This is a genomic window from Sphingomonas faeni, assembly GCF_040407565.1.
Taxonomy (GTDB): domain Bacteria; phylum Pseudomonadota; class Alphaproteobacteria; order Sphingomonadales; family Sphingomonadaceae; genus Sphingomonas; species Sphingomonas faeni_F.
The window spans coordinates 41,056-59,886 of sequence record NZ_JAPZPR010000003.1 but is presented as its reverse complement, the minus strand read 5'-3'; the positions used below and the strand labels follow the sequence as shown (position 1 = coordinate 59,886).

17 protein-coding genes and 1 pseudogene are annotated in these 18,831 nt (G+C 66.7%); 2 read left to right on the top strand and 16 right to left on the bottom strand.

Annotated features, from left to right (window positions below; genetic code table 11):
• Window position 1: 1 nt before the first annotated feature.
• From O6Y00_RS07040 to O6Y00_RS06965, 16 genes and pseudogenes are all read right to left on the bottom strand, one after another.
• Window positions 2-964, bottom strand: a complete 963-nt coding sequence (locus tag O6Y00_RS07040; RefSeq protein WP_353441897.1) for a cell division protein FtsQ/DivIB — start codon at window positions 962-964, stop codon at window positions 2-4.
• Entirely contained in the window at window positions 961-1,899 is a 939-nt protein-coding gene (locus O6Y00_RS07035; protein WP_353441896.1) for a D-alanine--D-alanine ligase, read from the bottom strand. The genes O6Y00_RS07040 and O6Y00_RS07035 overlap by 4 nt, the downstream gene beginning before the upstream one ends.
• A gap of 137 nt (window positions 1,900-2,036) precedes the next feature.
• Window positions 2,037-2,936: pseudogene (murB, locus tag O6Y00_RS07030) on the bottom strand (UDP-N-acetylmuramate dehydrogenase); the annotation flags it as partial.
• 83 nt (window positions 2,937-3,019) lie between these two features.
• Window positions 3,020-4,450: a UDP-N-acetylmuramate--L-alanine ligase gene (gene murC / locus O6Y00_RS07025; RefSeq protein ID WP_353441895.1), complete on the bottom strand. Its 1,431-nt coding sequence runs from the start codon at window positions 4,448-4,450 to the stop codon at window positions 3,020-3,022.
• Complete coding sequence (gene murG, locus O6Y00_RS07020) at window positions 4,447-5,589, bottom strand: undecaprenyldiphospho-muramoylpentapeptide beta-N-acetylglucosaminyltransferase (protein WP_056486645.1); 1,143 nt, start codon at window positions 5,587-5,589, stop codon at window positions 4,447-4,449. Before murG ends, murC begins: the two co-directional genes overlap by 4 nt.
• The gene (locus O6Y00_RS07015; protein WP_353442243.1) at window positions 5,586-6,767 is read right to left on the bottom strand and encodes an FtsW/RodA/SpoVE family cell cycle protein; all 1,182 of its coding nucleotides are present in this window, start codon (window positions 6,765-6,767) and stop codon (window positions 5,586-5,588) included. Before O6Y00_RS07015 ends, murG begins: the two co-directional genes overlap by 4 nt.
• 71 nt (window positions 6,768-6,838) lie before the next feature.
• A complete protein-coding gene (gene murD, locus O6Y00_RS07010) occupies window positions 6,839-8,215 on the bottom strand; it encodes a UDP-N-acetylmuramoyl-L-alanine--D-glutamate ligase (RefSeq protein WP_353441894.1) in 1,377 nt (458 codons plus the stop codon).
• Entirely contained in the window at window positions 8,212-9,282 is a 1,071-nt protein-coding gene (gene mraY / locus O6Y00_RS07005) for a phospho-N-acetylmuramoyl-pentapeptide-transferase (RefSeq protein ID WP_056051331.1), read from the bottom strand. The genes murD and mraY overlap by 4 nt, the downstream gene beginning before the upstream one ends.
• On the bottom strand, window positions 9,283-10,674 hold the full coding sequence (locus tag O6Y00_RS07000) for a UDP-N-acetylmuramoyl-tripeptide--D-alanyl-D-alanine ligase (protein ID WP_353441893.1): 1,392 nt from the start codon (window positions 10,672-10,674) through the stop codon (window positions 9,283-9,285).
• 127 nt (window positions 10,675-10,801) lie between these two features.
• Window positions 10,802-12,217: a UDP-N-acetylmuramoyl-L-alanyl-D-glutamate--2,6-diaminopimelate ligase gene (locus tag O6Y00_RS06995; RefSeq protein ID WP_353441892.1), complete on the bottom strand. Its 1,416-nt coding sequence runs from the start codon at window positions 12,215-12,217 to the stop codon at window positions 10,802-10,804.
• 10 nt (window positions 12,218-12,227) lie between these two features.
• The gene (locus O6Y00_RS06990) at window positions 12,228-13,946 is read right to left on the bottom strand and encodes a peptidoglycan D,D-transpeptidase FtsI family protein (RefSeq protein WP_353441891.1); all 1,719 of its coding nucleotides are present in this window, start codon (window positions 13,944-13,946) and stop codon (window positions 12,228-12,230) included.
• Complete coding sequence (locus O6Y00_RS06985) at window positions 13,943-14,632, bottom strand: hypothetical protein (RefSeq protein WP_056060249.1); 690 nt, start codon at window positions 14,630-14,632, stop codon at window positions 13,943-13,945. The genes O6Y00_RS06990 and O6Y00_RS06985 overlap by 4 nt, the downstream gene beginning before the upstream one ends.
• Complete coding sequence (gene rsmH / locus O6Y00_RS06980) at window positions 14,629-15,579, bottom strand: 16S rRNA (cytosine(1402)-N(4))-methyltransferase RsmH (protein ID WP_353441890.1); 951 nt, start codon at window positions 15,577-15,579, stop codon at window positions 14,629-14,631. Before rsmH ends, O6Y00_RS06985 begins: the two co-directional genes overlap by 4 nt.
• Complete coding sequence (locus O6Y00_RS06975) at window positions 15,576-16,076, bottom strand: division/cell wall cluster transcriptional repressor MraZ (protein ID WP_353441889.1); 501 nt, start codon at window positions 16,074-16,076, stop codon at window positions 15,576-15,578. The genes rsmH and O6Y00_RS06975 overlap by 4 nt, the downstream gene beginning before the upstream one ends.
• A gap of 505 nt (window positions 16,077-16,581) precedes the next feature.
• The gene (locus O6Y00_RS06970; protein ID WP_353441888.1) at window positions 16,582-16,821 is read right to left on the bottom strand and encodes a hypothetical protein; all 240 of its coding nucleotides are present in this window, start codon (window positions 16,819-16,821) and stop codon (window positions 16,582-16,584) included.
• A gap of 89 nt (window positions 16,822-16,910) precedes the next feature.
• Window positions 16,911-17,879: a cysteine synthase A gene (locus tag O6Y00_RS06965; protein ID WP_353441887.1), complete on the bottom strand. Its 969-nt coding sequence runs from the start codon at window positions 17,877-17,879 to the stop codon at window positions 16,911-16,913.
• A gap of 170 nt (window positions 17,880-18,049) precedes the next feature.
• Between O6Y00_RS06965 and O6Y00_RS06960 the strand changes: the two genes are divergently transcribed.
• Window positions 18,050-18,268: a hypothetical protein gene (locus O6Y00_RS06960; protein WP_353441886.1), complete on the top strand. Its 219-nt coding sequence runs from the start codon at window positions 18,050-18,052 to the stop codon at window positions 18,266-18,268.
• Between the two features lie 155 nt (window positions 18,269-18,423).
• On the top strand, window positions 18,424-18,807 hold the full coding sequence (locus O6Y00_RS06955) for a hypothetical protein (protein WP_353441885.1): 384 nt from the start codon (window positions 18,424-18,426) through the stop codon (window positions 18,805-18,807).
• Window positions 18,808-18,831: the final 24 nt, after the last annotated feature.

Genomic DNA, 18,831 nt, shown 5'->3' with positions numbered 1-18,831 from the left:
GTCATCCCTCCCCGCCCGTTACGTTCGCGCCCGCCGTTTGCGACGGGATAGTCGTATTTTCGCCCGTTTCCGGCGCACTAGCCGGTGCCGGCACGTCGACGCTGTGCGCCAGGCTTGCGCCCGGCTTGCGCGCGACCAGCTTGGTCGGATCGCGCATGTCGAACCGGATCCAGCCGCGCCCCAGCAGCGGCCGCGCCCCATCCAGCTCGGCGAACTTCACCAGCGCACGCGGCGCACCGTCTTCGGGCAGCGCCAACGTCTCGCCGCTCTCGAACGTGAGGTCCCAGCGCCGATTGCCGACCCAGGTCGCCGCCTTCACGCGCGGTTTCAGCGCCGGTGCGGCGGCGAGCAGAATCTGGTACGAGGCCTCCTGCCGATCCGCACCCGGCCCGATCACCAGTGGCAAATTCGGGATCGCATCCGGCTGCACCGGCTCCAGCAGCACGCCCGAAGAATCGATCAGCGTCAACTGCCCATTGTCCTGCCACACGGCGGCCGGCGTCCGCTCGACGATATCGACCAGCATCGTGTTCGGCAGCCGCCGCGAGACGTGCGCGTCCGCGATCCAGCCGTAGCGCAGGAGCTTCTGCCGCACCGCCTCCAGGTCGACCGACAGCATCGACGTCTGGTTCTGCTTGTCCTCCAGCGCGACCGCATAGACCGACATCCGGTCCATCCGCTTGAGACCCGTCACCTCGATCTGCTCAACCTTGAAGCCCGCGCGCCCGGCACCCTCGGCCACCGCCGCGCCGATCATCCCCGGAATGCCGACCCACGTCGCCGCCGCGATCGCCACCGCGCCGCCCGCGCCGAGGATCGACCACGTCGCGATCTTCTTCAGCGTGTCCTCGCTGACCGGGAGCATCCCGACCAGCCGGTCCATCACCGACACCTTCTTGACCGCGACCTTACGCCGCGGGGCGGGCCGCTTGGGCGGCGGACCGCGCTTGATCGTGCGGCTCATGGAGAAGGATGGTCCGCGATCGCCTCGTCGACGATCGCCTGCACTAGTTCGGCATAGCTCATGCCGATATGCCGCGCCTGTTCGGGGACGAGGCTCAGCGGCGTCATCCCCGGCTGCGTATTCACCTCGAGCAGGAACAGCCCGTCGACGCCGCGCTCGTCATCCCAGCGGAAGTCCGACCGCGACGCGCCCTTGCAGCCGAGCAACCGATGCGCTTCGAGCGCGAGGCTCTTGCAGGCATCGGTAATCTCGTCGGGGATCTCCGCCGGGCAGACGTGGACCGTCATCCCGTCGGTGTATTTCGCGTCGTAATCATACCAGCCGCTCTTGGGCTTCAACTCGGTCACGCCGAGCGCCTTGCCGCCGAGCACCGCCGTCGTCAGCTCGCGCCCTCGGATGTAAGGCTCGGCAAGGAGTTCCTCGAACTCGCCCCACGGGCCCACGCTGTCGCGCGCGATCGGATTGCCGTAATTGCCGCTGTCGGTGACGATCGCCACCCCGACCGAGGAACCTTCGTTGACCGGCTTCAAAACATAAGGCCGAGCCATCGGATCGCCCTCGAACAGGTCCGCCGACTTGACGATCCGCCCACCCGGCATCGGCACGCCCGCCGGGACGAGCAGCAGCTTGGTCAGCACCTTGTCGATCGCGATCACCGACGTAGCGAGCCCCGAATGCGTGTAGCGCAACCCCATCAGGTCGAGCAGTCCCTGCACAGAACCGTCCTCGCCAGGCGTCCCATGCAAAGCGTTGAACACAAGATCGGGCTGAGCCTCTGCCAGCCGAGCGGCAACATCCCGCCCCATATCGATCCGCGTGACCCGGTGGCCGAGCGACTCCAGCGCGTCCGCACAGCCATTGCCCGACATCAGCGAAACCTCACGCTCCGCCGACCAGCCGCCCATGAGGACTGCGATGTGAAGTGGACCCGTCATGCCTCCCCTCCCGCATGCGGGAGGGGACCGAGGGGTGGGCGCCCGCCATCACCGGCCGCATCGCTGGTGGAAAGCGCGGGCGCAGCACTGCTGGGCTGCCCCTCACCCCGACCCTCTCCCCGCAGGGGAGAGGGAGCAGCGATGCCAACCCGCTGGATTTCCCACTCCAACGTCACCCCCGAATGCGCCCTCACTCTATCCCGTACCTCTTCACCCAGCGCCTCAATCTCCGCGCTCGACGCGGCCCCGAGGTTCAGCAGGAAATTGCAATGCTTCTCGCTGACCTGCGCATCGCCGCGAGTCAGCCCCCGACACCCGGCCGCGTCGATCAACGCCCACGCCTTGTGCCCCTCGGGATTCTTGAACGTCGACCCCCCGGTGCGCGACCGGAGCGGCTGCGAAGCCTCGCGCTCGGCGGCGATCCGATCCATCTCTGCACCGATCACGGCAGGCTCGCCGGGCGTGCCGGAGAACACCGCTTCGACCACCACGGCGCCGGCCGGCAGGTCCGAATGACGGTAGGTGAACCCGAGCTTCTCGGAGGACCAGACTTCGACCGAACCCTCCCGCGTAACCACGGTAGCCTCGACCAGAATATCGCTGACATCGCGGCCGTAAGCGCCGGCGTTCATCCGAACCGCACCGCCGACCGTCCCCGGAATCCCGCGCAAGAACTCAATCCCCGCAATCCCAGCGTCCCGCGCGGCACTGGCAACGGTAATCCCCATCGCCCCCGCGCCCGCACGAACGCGGCCGTCCTCAACCGAAACCTTCGCCATCGCCTTGGGGAGACGCACGACGACCCCCGGCACGCCACCATCGCGCACGATCAGGTTCGAGCCGACTCCAACGGGTAGAACTGGAGTCGCAGGATCGAGATCCCGCAAATACGCGGCCAGATCGTTCGCAGTATCGGGTCGCACTAGCGTCTCCGCCGGCCCACCAGTCCGAAACCATATGAAAGCCGCCAGCGAAGCCCCAGCCTCGACCTTGATTCCCCTCCCGCTTGCGGGAGGGGTTAGGGGAGGGACTGACATAGCCGCGCCCGTGCCGTCGGATGAGGCCGAAGCCCCTCCCCCGACCCCTCCCGCAAGCGGGAGGGGAGCAGAAGCGCGAGCGTTCACGCCAGCACCTTCGCGCGTTCGGCAGCGATCGCGTCGGCGAGCCCGGCAGCCCATTTCGTAATGTCGCCGGCCCCGAGGCAAACAACCATGTCGTCAGCCTCGATCGTCGCCGCCAACTCCACCGCCAGCGCATCCGCATCAGCAACCACACCCGCAAACCGGTGCCCACGCCGCTTCAGCCCCTCGACCAAAGCCGCCGCATCGACCCCCTCCACCGGCGCCTCGCCCGCCGCGTAAACCGGCGTCACCAACACCCGGTCCGCATCGTTGAACGCAGTCTGGAAATCCTCCATCAGATTGCCGAGCCGCGAATAGCGATGCGGCTGCACCACCGCGATCACGCGCCCCTTCACGCCCTCGCGAGCCGCCGCCAACACCGCCCGAATTTCGACCGGGTGGTGCCCGTAATCGTCGATGATCGTCACGCCCCCGCCTTCGACGGCCACTTCGCCAACCTTGGTGAAGCGCCGCTTCACACCACCGAACTTGGCAAACCCCTGCTGGATCGTCGCATCCGCAATCCCGAGTTCCAGCGCCACCCCGATCGCCGCCAGCGCATTCTGGACGTTGTGCCGCCCCGGCATCGGCATCTCGATCCCCGAGATCGTCCGCGTCGCGCCATCACGCTCGCGCACCACGCAATCGAAGCGATTGCCGCCCGGTATCGGCGTAACCTCGACCCCGCGCACGTCAGCCTGCGCCGAGAAACCGTAGGTCACGACCCGACGATCGCGCACCCGCGGCAGGATCCCCTGCACCTCCGGGTGATCGAGGCACAGCAGCGCCGCGCCGTAGAACGGCACGTTCTCGACGAACTCGACGAACGCATCCTTCACCGCGTCGAACGAGCCGTAATGATCGAGATGCTCGGGATCGATATTCGTAACGACCGCGATCGTGCCGTCGAGCCGCAGGAAGCTGCCGTCGCTTTCGTCCGCCTCGACGACCATCCAGTCGCTCGCGCCCAGCCGCGCGTTCGAGCCGTACGAGTTGATGATCCCGCCGTTGATGACCGTCGGATCGACCCCGCCCGCATCGAGCAACGCCGCGACCATCGATGTCGTCGTGGTCTTCCCGTGCGTGCCCGCCACCGCGACGGTCGACTTCAACCGCATCAATTCCGCCAGCATCTCAGCCCGCCGCACTACCGGTACGCGTGCGTTCAACGCCGCCTCGACCTCCGGGTTCGAGCGCACGATCGCGGTCGACACGACCACCACCGCGGCATCGCCGATGTTCGACGCAGCGTGACCGATCGCCACCGGAATGCCCTTGTCGCGCAAACCCTGCACGACATAGCCCTCCGCCACGTCCGAGCCCTGCACGCGGTAGCCGAGGTTCTTCATCACCTCGGCGATGCCCGACATCCCGATCCCGCCGATGCCGACGAAGTGGATCGTGCCGATATCCGTTGCGACGCCCTTCATGCGAACTGCGCCTTGGGCTTCGACGGCGCACCGACAGGAATCCGCGACAATGGCGCATCCAGACTCTCGACCAGGTCGGCCAGATCGCTCGCCGCATTCGGCCGCCCGCAACTCCGCGCACGCCCCGCCGCATTCTGCAACGCCGCTGGATCGAGCCCGAGTTTCTGCATCTGCTTGGCCAGTTCCACTGCGGTAAAGTCTCCCTGCGCGATCGTCCGCGCGCCGCCCGCCCGCGTGATCTCGCGCGCGTTCACGGTCTGGTGATCGTCGGTCGCCCCCGGCAGCGGCACCAGGATTGCCGGCCGCCCCGCCGCGGTCAGTTCCGAAATCGTCGAAGCCCCCGCGCGTGCGATCACCAGATGCGCCCAGGCCAGTTGCTCGGGCATATCGGGCAGATACGTCGCCAGCTCGGCCGGGATATGATGCTCGGCGTACTTGGCGCGCACCGCGTCGATATCCTCGATCCGCGCCTGATGAGTCACCTGCAACCGCCGCCGAAACGTCACCGGCAGCATCGCCAGCCCGTCGGGCACGACCTGCGACAGGATGCTCGCCCCCTGGCTGCCGCCGGTCACGAGCACGCGGAAGATGCCGTCTTCCTCCAGCAGCGGATACGGTCGCGAGCGCAACGCCAGCACCGCCTCCCGCACCGGATTGCCGACCAGATGCGCCTTCCCCAGCAGCTTCGGCGCGAGGCGCTCGGTCGGCTCGGACGAGGTCGCAATCGCGTCCACGCGCCCCGCGACGAAGCGGTTCACGCGCCCCAAAACCGCGTTCTGTTCATGCACCGCGGTCGGGATCTTGTCCGCGAACGCCGCCAGCAATGCCGGCAGCGCAGGATAGCCACCAAAGCCGATCACTGCGGCAGGCTTGAACGTCCGGTACAGCTCGCGCGCCATTGCCCGCCCGCGCCACATCTCCCGCGTGGCCCGAGCCCAGCCAAGCGGCCCGCCGGTAAAGCGCCCAGCCGGCAGGACATGCGTCTGGATGTCCTCGAACAGCCCCGGAAAGCGCACGCCGCGCGCGTCGCTGACCAGCGCGACACGGTGGCCGCGCTTGGTCAGTTCGGCTGCGAGCGCCGCTGCCGGGACCATGTGTCCACCCGTGCCACCGGCTGCGAGGACGTAATGCTTACTCATTCACCACTCCAGCGGACGACATAGGGGCTCCGCGTGAGAAACGGATTGCGCCGGGTAAACGCCAGCAGCAACCCCATGCCGACCGACAACGCGATCATCGACGACCCGCCATAGCTGATGAACGGCAGCGTCATACCCTTCGACGGTGCGAGCCCCGTGTTCACCGCCATGCTCACCAGCGCCTGCGCGCCGAACTGCGTGGCGAGGCCGGCGGAGGCGAGCAATTTGAATTCGTCCTGCTCGTCCAGTAACTTGACGAACACGCGCACCACGATCGCAAGGAAAATCACCGCGATCACCGAGCACGCGATCAGCCCGAACTCCTCGCCGATCACCGAGAAGATATAGTCGGTATGCGCCTCGGGCAGCCCGAACTTCGCCGCACCCGCACCCGGCCCCGTCCCGGTCCAGCCGCCCGCGGTCAGCGTATTATGCGCCGCGTTCGTCTGGAAATGGTCGCCCGCGCCCTCGCCCTCGACCCCCGGAAACAGGAACGCATCGATCCGCGACCGCGCCACGCCATAGAAGACATAGGCTGCGATCAATCCGGCCGGCGCCATCGCGACGAGGCCGAGCATCACCTTGGCCGGCGTTCCCGCGATCATCAGCAACGCCATCCAGACCGAGCAGAAGATGATCGTCTGGCCGAAATCGGGTTGCAACATCAACAGCACCGCGACACCTGCGGTCATCGCGCCGGTGATCAGCACGGTCGGCAGCTCGGCATCTTTCGCACGCAACGACAACAGCCACGCGACCGTGACGATGAAGAACGGCTTGAGGAATTCCGACGGCTGAAACTGCGCGAAGCCGACGCCAAGCCAGCGCCGTGCGCCATTGGCTTCGACCCCGATGAACGGCGTCAGCATCAGCATCAGCACCAGCAGCGCACACCCGCCGATCGCCATCCGTCGCGCCATCGCAACGGGCATCATCGACACGCCGAACAGCACGGGGAGCGACACGCCGACCCACATCAACTGCCGCCAGAAATAATAGAGCGGCGCGATCTTGTGGTGCTCACCCGAATAGCGGACCGCGCTCGCCGGCGACGCCGCCGCGACCGCAATCAGCCCGATCGCGATCAGGAACAGCGTCAGCAGCAGCAGCATCCGGTCGATATCCCAGAACCAAGTGCCGAGCGGCGACTGATCGCCCCGCCCGCCGCGCCGCTTCATCTTGGCGACGATGCTGGTCTTCGGTGTGCCCATATCGCCCCTAACGTCGATCCTTCCAGCGCGGATATCGGTCATGCCAGCGACTCCACCGCAGCGCGGAACGCGGCCCCGCGCGCTTCGTAATCGCGAAACTGATCGAAGCTAGCACAGGCGGGGGATAACAAAACAGTGTCGCCCGGCTTGGCGTTTGCGGCGGCAGTGCGGACCGCGGCGTCGAGCGTGCCGACGTTCTCGACGGGCATGGAGTCTTTCAGGATTTCGGCGAATTTCGGGCCAGCCTCGCCGATAGTGTACGCGTGGACGACGTGGCCGAAGGCGGGCTTGCAGGCGCCGAGGTCGTCGCCCTTCGCGCGCCCGCCGACGATCCAGTGGACCCGGTCGAACGCGGCCAATGCGGGTGCGGTGCTCTCGGGATTGGTCGCCTTGCTGTCGTCGACATAGGCGACGCCGGCGTACGAGGCGATCTGTTCCATACGGTGGGGAAGACCGGTGAAGCTGGTGAGGCCGCGGTCGATATCGACCTCGCTCACGCCCAGCGCCTTGACCACGGCGATCGCGGCGAGTGCGTTCTGGGCGTTGTGCGGGCCCTGGAGCGTCGGCCAGTTGCTTTGATCCATGCACACGCCGGGAGCGATCTTGGTCAGGTGCTCGCCCTTCGCCGACAGCCCGCGCGCGATCTCGGCGGACGGCGTGTCGCCGATGCCGATGACGGCGTCGTGTTCGGCCGACTGCATCGCGAACAGCCGCGCCTTCGAGGCGGCATAGCCTTCGAAGCCGTCGTACCGGTCGAGATGATCCGGCGTGACGTTCAGCAACACCGCGACGTCGCAGTCGAGCGTCTGCGTCAGGTCGATCTGGTAGCTCGACAGTTCGAGCACGTAGACGCCCCCCTCGGGGAGCGGTTGCTGCTCAAGGATCGGTAAGCCGATGTTGCCGCCCATCAGCGTGGGGATGCCGGCGGTCTTGAGGATGTGGTGGACGAGCGCGGTGGTGGTGGACTTGCCATTGGTGCCGGTAATGCCGACGACCTTGTGCGGCGGGAGGTCTGCACGGGCCTGTGCGAAAAGTTCGATGTCGCCAATGACGGGGACGTTGGCGCCGCGTGCGGTTGCAGCGAGCGGGTGCGTGTTCAACGGGACCCCCGGCGACACCACCAGAGCGTCGAACCCCGAAAGATCGTCAAGCGGTGCGACTTCTAAAAGCCCTCTCCCCTCCGGGGAGAGGGTTGGGTGAGGGGCTGTTCCAGGCGCAGCATTGCTGGGCTGCCCCTCACCCCAACCCTCTCCCCGGAGGGGGGAGGGAGTGAAGATAGCACGCTTCGCCTCATCGGAATCCCACGCGACGACCTGCGCACCGCCAGCCACCAACGCCCGCACAGTCGCAGCCCCAGACCGCGCCAGTCCCAGCACCGCATAGCGTTTCCCGCGCCAGGCCTGCGCGACAATCACCGCAGCTTCAACGTCGAGAGGCCGACCAGCGCGAGCACCAGCGCGATGATCCAGAACCGGATCACCACCGTCGCCTCGGCCCAGCCAAGCTGTTCGAAATGATGGTGGATCGGCGCCATCCGAAACACGCGCTTGCCGGTTCGCTTGTAGAAGAACACCTGGATGATCACCGACAGCGCCTCGATCACGAACAGCCCGCCGATAATCCCCAGCACGATCTCGTGATGCGCGACGACCGCGATCGTCCCCAGCGCGCCACCGAGCGCGAGCGACCCGGTATCGCCCATGAACACCGCTGCAGGCGGCGCATTGAACCACAGGAACGCGAGCCCGGCGCCGACGATCGCCCCGCAGAAGATCGCCAACTCACCCGCGCGAGGGACGTGCGGGATACCGAGGTAATCGGCGAACTTCACGTTCCCGACCAGGTACACGATCACCATGAACGCGACGCTGGCGATGATCACCGGCATCGTCGCCAGCCCGTCGAGCCCGTCAGTCAAATTCACCGCGTTACCGAACGACACGATCGTGAACGCCGCGAACACCGGGAAGAACCAGCCCAGGTCGAGGTACATGCGCGACGTGAACGGCAAATACAGATGCGGCCCGTTCTGCGACATGATGATCGTCGCGGCGACGCCGGCGATGATGAACTCGAGCAACAACCGCGTGCGCCCGCTGATCCCCGCGGTACTCGCCTTGCGTACCTTGTCATAGTCGTCGAGGAACCCGATCGTCCCGAAGCCGAGCGTCACGAACAGGCACGCCCAGACGTACGGATTGCTCAGGTCCATCCACAGGAAGATGGCGAGGCACATCGAGGTCAGGATCATCAGCCCGCCCATCGTCGGCGTGCCGCGCTTCGACAGATGCGATTGCGGGCCATCGGCGCGGATCGGCTGGCCCTTGCCCTGCCGCACGCGCAACCAGCCGATGAACTTCGGCCCGATGATCAGGCCGATGATCAAGGCGGTCGCGACCGCGCCGCCGGTCCGCACCGTCTGATAGCGGATGAGGTTCAGCAGGCCGGGAAACCCCAGATGCTCGGCGAGCCAGTACAACATTCAGTTAATCCCGCCTTTGAGGCCAGCCTGGAGACCCGCTACGACGCGCGCGAGGCCTACCCCGTTCGATCCCTTGACGAGCACGACATCGCCGGGCGCCAGGATCGTCCGTAACGACGCGAGCGCGGCCGCAGCGTCGCCCACATGGACGGTTTCGATCTGTCCCTCAAGCACCTGCGCTAACGGCGCCATCGCTTCACCGACGAGCAGCGCCATTTCGACGCGCGCGGCGAGGATCGGCTCGGCGAGGGCTGCGTGATAGTCGTCGGAGCCCTCGCCCAATTCGCGCATCTCGCCGAGTACCGCGATGTGGCGGCCGGGTTCGTGGCCGAGGACGCTGAGCGTCGCGCGCATCGACGCGGGGTTGGCGTTGTAGCTCTCGTCGATCACTAGCGCCTGGCCTTCGCCGACGGTCACCAGCGACCGCGCGCCACGACCTTGCAATCCGCCGAGTTCGGCCAGCGCGAGGCCGGCGAGTCCGAGATCACTGCCGGCCGCCTGCACGCATGCCAGCACGCCGAGCGCATTGGACACCCAGTGCGCGCCGGGCTGCGCGATCGTGAAGCTCAGCTCGTGCTCGGCCCCCTGCCCCATCCGCGCGGTGACGAACGTCCCGCCAGTCGGCAGCCGCATCGCCTCGATCGCGCGGACATCGGCGCCCTTCTCGCTGCCGAACGTCACGATGTGCGCGGCGTGTGGCGCGGCATGGCCGAGCAGCCGATCGCGGTGCGGGCTGTCATAGGGCACGATCGCAGTCCCATCCGGTTCGAGCCCGGCAAAGATCTCCCCCTTGGCATCGGCGATCGCGCTCTCGTCGGGAAAGAACGCGGTATGCGCAGGCGCGATCGCAGTGATCATCGCGATGTGCGGCCGCACGAGTTGGGTCAGCTCGGCAAGCTCACCGGCGTGGTTCATCCCCATCTCGAACACGCCGAACTTCGCGTCGCGCGGCATGCGGGCGAGGCTGAGCGGGACGCCGGTGTGGTTGTTGTAGCTCTTGACCGAGCGGTGCACCTCGCCGGGGGCTGCGCGGTCGAGGCAGGCGAACAACGCCTCCTTGGCGCTGGTCTTGCCGACTGAGCCGGTGACGCCGATGATCTTGGCACCGCTCCGAGTCCGGCTCGCGCGCGCAAGCGCCTGCAACGCGACGAAGCTGTCGGCGACGAGGACGTGCGGGTGCTCGCAACGCTCGGACACGATCGCCCCAGCCGCGCCCTGTGCGAAGGCCTGGTCGAGGAACAGGTGCCCGTCGCTGGCCTCGCCCTTCATCGCGATGAACAAGTCGCCGGGGCCGACCTCACGCGAGTCGAACGCAACGCCAATGACGGCGAAGTGACTAGACACCACACCACCGGTAGCGGCCGCGATCTCGGCGGAAGTCCACAAGCTCACTGCTCCCCTCCCGCTTGCGGGAGGGGTCGGGGGAGGGGCTGACCAAATAGACCGGACGCCAGTACGTACGTCGCGCCCTCCCCTAGCCCCTCCCGCAGGCGGGAGGGGAATGACGATGTCGTACCACTCACGCCGCGCACTCCCGCGCGACGGTCACGTCGTCGAACGGCAGGACCATGTCGCCGACGATCTGGCCTTGTTCGTGACCCTTGCCGGCGATCAGCACGATATCCTCGGGCCCAGCCTCCCGCACAGCAGCTCCAATTGCCGCACGCCGGTCGCCGATTTCCTCAGCCCCACGCGCGCCCTTCAACACGTCGCAGCGGATCGCCCGAGCGTCCTCGGTCCGGGGGTTGTCGTCGGTCACGATCACGCGGTCGGCGTGTTGCACCGCGACCTGCCCCATCGTCTCCCGCTTGCCGGTGTCGCGGTCACCGCCGGCGCCGAACACGACGATCAGCTTGCCGCCCGCATGCGGCTTCAACGCCGCGATCGCCGCCTCCAGCGCGTCAGGCGTATGCGCGTAATCCACGTAGACCGGCGCACCCGACTTCGCGATCACCGCGCGTTCCAGCCGCCCGCGTACCGGCTGCAACCGCGACAGATTGGCGAGCGTCGCGCCCACATCGCCGCCGGTCGCGATCACCAGTCCGGCCGACACCAGCGCGTTCGCCGCCTGATACGCGCCGATCAGCGGCAGGTTGACCTTGTACGTCTGCCCCTCGGCCTCGATCGTCAGCCCCTGCCCGAGCAAAGTCGGGTCACGGCCAACCAATCGCAGCGTCTCGCCCTGCGTCCCGACCGTGATCAACCGATTGCCACGCTCCCGTGCCAGGTCAATCACCCGCGCCGATTGCGGATCATCCGCCCACACCACCGCCGCACCGTCCGTCGACAGCACCTCGGAGAACAGCCGGATCTTGGCGGTGAAATACGCCGCCATGTCGCCGTGATAGTCGAGATGGTCCCGGCTGAGGTTCGTGAACGCCGCCGCGGCGACCTTCAGGCCCTCGGTCCGATACTGCGTCAGCCCGTGGCTCGACGCCTCGAACGCCAGATGCGTCACGCCTTCACGCGCGAGCCCCGCCACGTTCGACAGGAACGTCACCACATCCGGCGTCGTCAGCCCGGTCGTCACCCGCTCGTCGGCAGTCGTAACCCCAAGCGTCCCGATCGACGCCGCATGAAACCCCGCCATCCGCCACAGCTGCCGAGTCATCTCGACGCACGACGTCTTCCCGTTCGTCCCGGTAATCGCCACGGACGTCTCGGGAAACGGTGCGAAGAACTTCGCGGCCAGTTGCGCAAACCGCTCCCGGGGGTTGTCATCGGCGATGTAGGTGGCGCCCTCGACCGTCAGCCCCGGCCGCGCGACCACCGCGATCGCACCCGAGCGGATCGCGTCGTCGATATAATCCTCGCCATTCACGCGCGCGCCTTCGAACGCGCCGAACACCGTGCCCGGCGCGACCTTGCGGTGATCGATCGCGAACCCCGTCACCTGCGCCTCTTCCGTCCCGTCGGTCAGCGCTGCGAGTTTCATGCAATAGTCCTCATTGCCCGGTCGGCTGTGTACGCGACGGGTCCTGCCACAAAGTCGGCAGGATGTCAGACTCGTCGATATCGCGGTGCGCGTCGGGCACGACGCCCAGGATCGCACCGACGCGCGAGATCGTCCGGCCGACCACCGGCGCGGTATTCCACGCCGCAGTCTTCCACCCGGCGGTTTCCTTCGTCCCGAGCGGCGAATCGAGCATCGCCAGCACGACATAGCGCGGCGCATCCATCGGAAACGCCGCGGCAAACGTCGCGACGTTGCGCGAATGATCATACCCGCCCGACACAGCGGCCTCGGCCGTCCCGGTCTTGCCACCGACGCGGTAGCCCGGTGCATCGCCCTTGCGACCCGTACCGCGCTGCACGATCAGCCGCAGCATCTGCCGCATGCGCGCGCTGGTCTGCTCGCTGATCACCCGACGACCGGCAACGGCGTGACCCGGCGCGACCTTCAACAACGTCGCCGGCCGCCAGATCCCGCCATTGACCAAGGCCGCATACGCGCTCGCCAGATGCAGCGGAGTCACCGCGATGCCGTGGCCATAGGCGGTGGTCATCGTCGTCGTCCGCGCCCAGTATTTCGGCCACAGCGGGCGGCCCTTCTCGCGCAGTTCGATATCGGGCTTGGTATCGAAGCCAAGCTTCTTGAACATCGCCTGCATCTTCCCGGGCCCGACCTCGTCGGCCACACGAGCGGTGGCGATGTTGGACGAATAGATCAGCGTCTCGGCCATGTTGAGCCAGCGCTTCGGATCGCCGCGCTCGTCGTGGATCGTGAAGCGCCCGACCTGCAGCGGATGCGTCGCATCGAAGCGCCGCGCGAACGATGTAACGACACCCGTGTCCATCGCGGTCGCCATCGTGATCGGCTTGAACGTCGACCCAAGCTCGAACACGCTCTGGGTCGTGATGTTGCGGAGCTGTTCGCTGCCCGACATGCCGACGCGGTTGGGATTGAAGGTCGGCAGCGAGACCATCGCGATCACCTCGCCGGTCGCCACGTCGAGGACGATACCGCCAGCCCCGCGCGCAGAAAACGTCGTCATCGCGCGGCCGAGTTCGCTCTCCATCGCCGCCTGGACGCGGTTATCGAGCGACAGCGCGACCGGCGTGCCGTTGAGCGCGGGATTGGTCAGCCGCTCGTCGAGCACGCGCTCCATCCCGCTCATGCCGTGGCCTGCGGTCGACAGGAAGCCGAGCGCATGCGCCGCCATCGTCGACTGCGGGTAGAGCCGCTGCGTATCGCGGTCGAACACGATCGCGGGCTCGCCGATCGCGTTGACCTGCTCGACCAGCGCCGGCGACGCGCGCCGCTGGAGATAGATGAAGCTCTTGCCCGACGTCAGCAGCGCATAATAATGCGCCTGGTCGCCCGCCTCGGGCATCAACGCGGCGAGCTTGCTGGCGATCTCGGTCGGATCACCGATCAGCTTCTTCGGGTGCACCGCGATCGTCCAAGCGTCGATCGTCCGCGCCAAGGGCGCGCCGTTGCGATCGACGATATCCCCGCGCGCGGCAATCGCCGCCGAGCGCGCCTGCGGATCGGCGAGCGACGCCTGCACCGCCAGCATCCCCAGCCGCCCGACCACCACCAGCACCGCTGCTCCGAACAGGAACATCAGCATCATCAGGCGCGTGTGCGCCGTCGCCACCAGTGCATGACGCTGGTTGGCGCTACGTTGCTGCGAGACGGGCCGGGCGACCAAGGCGGTCACCGCCGCTTACGGCTCTCGGAGCGGGCGCCGCTCATGATGTCACCCAGCGTCGTGTCGGACAGGAGCTTGCGGTCGAGCATCGCGACTGCCTGCGGACGGACCTTCGCGACGGCGGCGAGGCGCTCGGTCTTGGCAGCGCGGACGAGTGCGGCCTCGGCCGAGCGCGGCGTCGACACCGACGCGCGGATCACGACCGGCTTGAGTGCGGTCTTCGACGCAGCCTGGATCGCGACGTTCATCGCGCGCGGTGCGCTAACCTGCGCCATCTGCACCGGAGCAAGCTTGACCACGGCAGGAGCAGCGGTGACCGGCACGATCGACGTGGAGACGACGGACCCCGCCCCCGACGGCACCAGCAGCGCGGCGGTCTGGACCCCGTCCGCGCGCAGGCTGTTGACGTCGAGCGCCGCGAGCGCGGCCTCGCTCACGACGAACTGACCGGCCGTCGGCGCCGACAGCGCCAGCGTATCGCCGTTCCAGCGCTCGAGCTGCGCAAGATTGCCGCGCGTGTCGAACTCGGTTTCGAGCGCACGGATGTCGCGCTGCGCGGAGCGGATCTGACCATTGACCGCCTCCAGCTTCTTGCGCTCGGCGGCGACCTGCAGCGACACGAGGTAGAAACCGAGCACGACGGCCACGCAGCCCCCGAACCAGCCCACACCCTTCATCCGATACGCCGCCGTCATGTCGTCACCTCTTCCGTCCAGGGTTGCGCGGAGGTCCGCCGCGCCGTCCGTAATGTCGCCGAGCGCGCGCGCGGGTTGCGTACGATCTCGGCCTCGCCGGCGCGAACACCGCGGCCGACATGAGAAAAACTAGGTTCCGCAACGGCTTTCACCTGCGGAAGATGACGCGAACCTGAAGGCGATCCACCAGAGCGCGTGCGCAGGAAGCGCTTCACCATCCGGTCCTCGAGGCTGTGGAACGTCACGATCGCGAGCCGACCACCGGGCTTCAGCACGCGCTCGGCCGCCAGCAACCCGTCGGCGAGTTCGCCAAGCTCACGGTTCACGTGGATCCGGATCGCCTGGAACGCCCGCGTCGCGGGGTCCTTCTTGTCGTGCGCCTTGTAGCCGAGCGCGCGGCGGACGATGTGCGCCAGTTCGCCGGTCCGCGTCAGCGGGCGCGCCGCGACGATCGCCCGCGCCACACGCCGCGACTTGGGCTCGTCGCCATATTGATAGAGCACGTCGGCGATCTCGTTCTCGTCCGCTTCGTTGACGAAGTCCGCGGCCGACATGCCGGCCTGCGCCATCCGCATGTCGAGCGGGCCATCCGACTGGAACGAGAAGCCACGCTCGGCCTGGTCGAGCTGCATCGACGACACGCCGATATCGAGCGTCACGCCGTCCACCGGCGCGAGGCCACGCGTCTCGAGTTCTGACGCCATCGCCGAGAAGTCCGCGGCAATCAGCGTCAGGCCTTCTTCGGCTTCTTCCATCGCGCGACCATCGGCGATCGCGTCTGGATCGCGGTCGAACGCGACGATCCGCGCGCCCGACTTGAGCAACGCCAGCGTGTAGCCGCCCGCACCGAACGTGCCGTCGACCATCGTCTCGCCGGGCTCAGGGGAAAGCGCGGCCAGGACTTCGTCGAGCAGGACGGGGATATGCGGAGCGTCGGGATTGCTCACAGCTCCACCCCCTTCTCGGCCATGTAGAAGCGCGCCATCTCCTTGACGACGGGGGGCATGCCGTCGGTGGCGATCAGCGTCGCGGGGTCCCAGATCTCGATGTAATCGAGCACGCCGTAGAAGAACGCATGACCCTTGATGCCCGCATAGAAGCGCGGGAACGCGGGCATGATGAAGCGACCGGAGCCGTCGAACGGCACCGCTTCGCCGGACGCGGCGGCACGCTTGATGTTGTAGTCGTATTCGCCGTTCGCCGACGTGTTCTCGGATTCGCGGCGATCGAGGCGCTCGGCGAGGATGTCGACGTAACCGGGATCATACGCGACCAGGCAGCGATTCTTCTGATGCGCGCCAATGATGATGGTCCCGCCGTCCTTGCCGTTCGCCTTGGGCGCATTTGCGGAGAGGGTCGTCCGGAGCGCCGAAGGGATGGCTACCCGGCCCTTGTCGTCGACAAGGCCGATACCGTCTCCCTGATAGCGACCCCGTACCAACACGCCAAAACCCTTCGAAATGGCGCACACGTCTACCGTTTCGGAACGCGACCATCGTCGCGTTCCGACCGCAGCTTCAGCCAACGGTGAACGTGCCCCTGTATTAACCTCCATCTACCATAGCGCTACGGGGACGCAACGGGATTTTTGGGGATCGTCGGGTTTTTACGACGAGTTTCGTTGACCGCTTCGGAAGCAATTGCCGCGCGAAATGGATTCCTGGGTCGCAAACGGAGGCTCACGGCACGGGAAATCCGGGGATTTCGTTGGTTCGTATACGGGCGACTTCCCCCTCGACCAGCAGGCGGCAAACGAAAAGACCGCTACCTGCCTTGCCATTCCCGCAAAGGCGGGAACCCAGATCGATACCATGACGGTCGGATCGCTACCGTCCGCCGATCTGGATCCGAGCCTCCGCGGAGATGACGATGCAATGGTCGGATAGAGGATGCCGCCTCAGCATGATCCTAGACGTCACCTGGGCAATACCCGCCCTCGCCTCCCCAAATTAAGGAGCAGGCGCCTGCGTATTGGCACTCGGCGCCACGCCCATCTCGGCTAGCGGCTCGCCGGCCGCCGCCACCGTTGTCGTATTCGCGACCGCCATGTTTGCAACCACGTCGGCCTGCGCTGCGCCCGCGGTCGCGACCGGCCGCTCGCGACTCGCCGAACCGATGATCGCGCTGGCCAGTCCGATCAGCAGCACAACCGCGGCAAGGCCGATCATGCCGACCTTGATACGTTGCATGCTCTGCGAGGGTTCGTGCGGTAGCTTCATCTTGCCCCGCTCAGATACCCGACCACCGCGCCGCTGTCGATTCCCGAGCATCCCTTTGCTCACCCGAGCCCTTTCGCCTCGCGCCAGGCTGGGTCGTACAAGGTCGAGAGATAGCGGAATCCGGTATCGCACAGGATCGTCGCGATCCGCTTGCCCGGCCCCAGATGCTTTGCCAGCGCGATCGCCCCTGCGACGTTGATCCCCGACGACAGGCCAAGGCACAGTCCCTCCTCGTCGAGCAACCGCCGGACCCAGTGATAGCCCTCCTGATCGGAAATCCGGAACTGCGTATCGATCGGCGCGCCTTCCAGATTGGCGGTGATCCGCCCCTGCCCGATCCCCTCGGCGACCGACGAGCCTTCCGACTTGAGTTCGCCATGCGCATAGTAATTGTACAGTGCCGCGCCGTGGGGATCGGTCAGCGCGATGCAGACATTCTCGTCCTTTGCCTTGAGCCCGAGCCCGACCCCTGCGATCGTCCCGCCGGTTCCTGCCGCGCAAGTGAAGCCGTCGACGCGTCCCCCCATCTGGTCCCAGATCTCCTCCGCGGTGCCGACGATATGCGCACGACGGTTGGCCGTATTGTCGAACTGGTTCGCCCACACCGCACCCGGCGTCTCCTCGGCAATCCGCCGCGACGTGTGGACGAAATGGCACGGCGAAGAGAAGGCCGCCGCCGGCACCAGCACGAGTTCCGCTCCCAGCGCCCGCAGCGTATCCATCTTCTCGCGGCTCTGCGTCTCGGGCATGACGATGATCGTCTTGTAGCCCTTGGCGTTCGCGACCAGCGCGATCCCGATCCCGGTGTTCCCGGCGGTTCCCTCGACGATGGTCCCGCCGGGCTGGAGCAGTCCGCGCTGCTCGGCATCCTCGACGATGAACAGCGCCGCGCGATCCTTGATCGACGCGCCGGGGTTGGTGAATTCGCACTTGCCGAAGATGTCGCAGCCGGTCGCCTCGCTCGGGCCGTTGAGGCGGACGAGCGGGGTGTTGCCGATCAGAGCGAGTGTGTCAGGGAGTGTTTGCATCGCCGGTATGTGGCGCCGCTGGACGCGCCCGGCAAGCGATCGAAACTTTGTCCCGTTAAATCCGCCGGATGTCAGCCAAACTGCAGTCGCCCCTTCTCCCTCCGCCGATCAGTGGAGGAGATTCCCCAATATCGATGAGCAGGCGACCAAGAAAACATCATGCAATTGGTATGATCTATGTTAACAGTTTGAGTAATGCGTTAGAGGAGCGTGGTTTCGTGAAGCACTATCTGCACGCGCTGGCTCTTCTGCGGGAAGCGTCGGACGCCATGGAGGCGGCAGGCGACACGTTGATCGCCGCGCACATCGCGACTCCACTCGCGCTCATCGAAGACCGGCTGTATCAACATCGTGGCGGCGCCGGCCACGATCGCCCGAGCCGACCATGATGCCGATCATCACCACGGCGTAGCGGCAACCTCACAAGGACGGGCGCGCAGTCTTCCAACTGTCCGTGAACGGGCCTCCGTTCGTCGATCTCGCACGGCGTGAACGACCATAGACCTTGACGCCCTATGCTGCATGCGCGAAGTCGTGTTTCGTCATGAAGATCATCCCCATAACCGCCGTCGCCGCGCTGCTTGCGTTGGCTGCCTGCAACTCCAAGCCTGCCGCGCCAGAAGTGGTGGACACGAATCCGGATCCGATGGCGAACACGCTCGCCAACGCCGCGCCGGTTGAGCTGCCGCCTGCGATCAAGTCGGAAAAGACGCTGCGCTGCAAGGATAACAGCCTGTTGTTCGTGACGTTCTTCGAGGGCGACAAGCAGGCCGTGGTCCGCATCAAGAAGGACGGTCCCGCAACCACGCTGAAGTCGGACGTCGCCGGCGCGCCAAAGACCGCCGAGGGCGGCTGGTCGATGACCGGCAGCGAAACCAACGTAACGCTGACCGCGCCGGGCAAGTCTGCACAGGTCTGTCACGCGTAAGGCGTTCCGGCCGTTAATCGGCGT

What these genes read in the sequence shown, in the direction of transcription:
- O6Y00_RS07040 (WP_353441897.1), bottom strand. Translation starts at nt 964, where the DNA reads ATGAGCCGCACGATCAAGCGCGGTCCGCCGCCCAAGCGGCCCGCCCCG.
- O6Y00_RS07035 (WP_353441896.1), bottom strand. Translation starts at nt 1,899, where the DNA reads ATGACGGGTCCACTTCACATCGCAGTCCTCATGGGCGGCTGGTCGGCG.
- murC (WP_353441895.1), bottom strand. Translation starts at nt 4,450, where the DNA reads ATGAAGGGCGTCGCAACGGATATCGGCACGATCCACTTCGTCGGCATC.
- murG (WP_056486645.1), bottom strand. Translation starts at nt 5,589, where the DNA reads ATGAGTAAGCATTACGTCCTCGCAGCCGGTGGCACGGGTGGACACATG.
- O6Y00_RS07015 (WP_353442243.1), bottom strand. Translation starts at nt 6,767, where the DNA reads ATGAAGCGGCGCGGCGGGCGGGGCGATCAGTCGCCGCTCGGCACTTGG.
- mraY (WP_056051331.1), bottom strand. Translation starts at nt 9,282, where the DNA reads ATGTTGTACTGGCTCGCCGAGCATCTGGGGTTTCCCGGCCTGCTGAAC.
- O6Y00_RS06995 (WP_353441892.1), bottom strand. Translation starts at nt 12,217, where the DNA reads ATGAAACTCGCAGCGCTGACCGACGGGACGGAAGAGGCGCAGGTGACG.
- O6Y00_RS06985 (WP_056060249.1), bottom strand. Translation starts at nt 14,632, where the DNA reads ATGACGGCGGCGTATCGGATGAAGGGTGTGGGCTGGTTCGGGGGCTGC.
- O6Y00_RS06970 (WP_353441888.1), bottom strand. Translation starts at nt 16,821, where the DNA reads ATGCAACGTATCAAGGTCGGCATGATCGGCCTTGCCGCGGTTGTGCTG.
- O6Y00_RS06965 (WP_353441887.1), bottom strand. Translation starts at nt 17,879, where the DNA reads ATGCAAACACTCCCTGACACACTCGCTCTGATCGGCAACACCCCGCTC.
- O6Y00_RS06960 (WP_353441886.1), top strand. Translation starts at nt 18,050, where the DNA reads ATGATCTATGTTAACAGTTTGAGTAATGCGTTAGAGGAGCGTGGTTTC.
- O6Y00_RS06955 (WP_353441885.1), top strand. Translation starts at nt 18,424, where the DNA reads ATGAAGATCATCCCCATAACCGCCGTCGCCGCGCTGCTTGCGTTGGCT.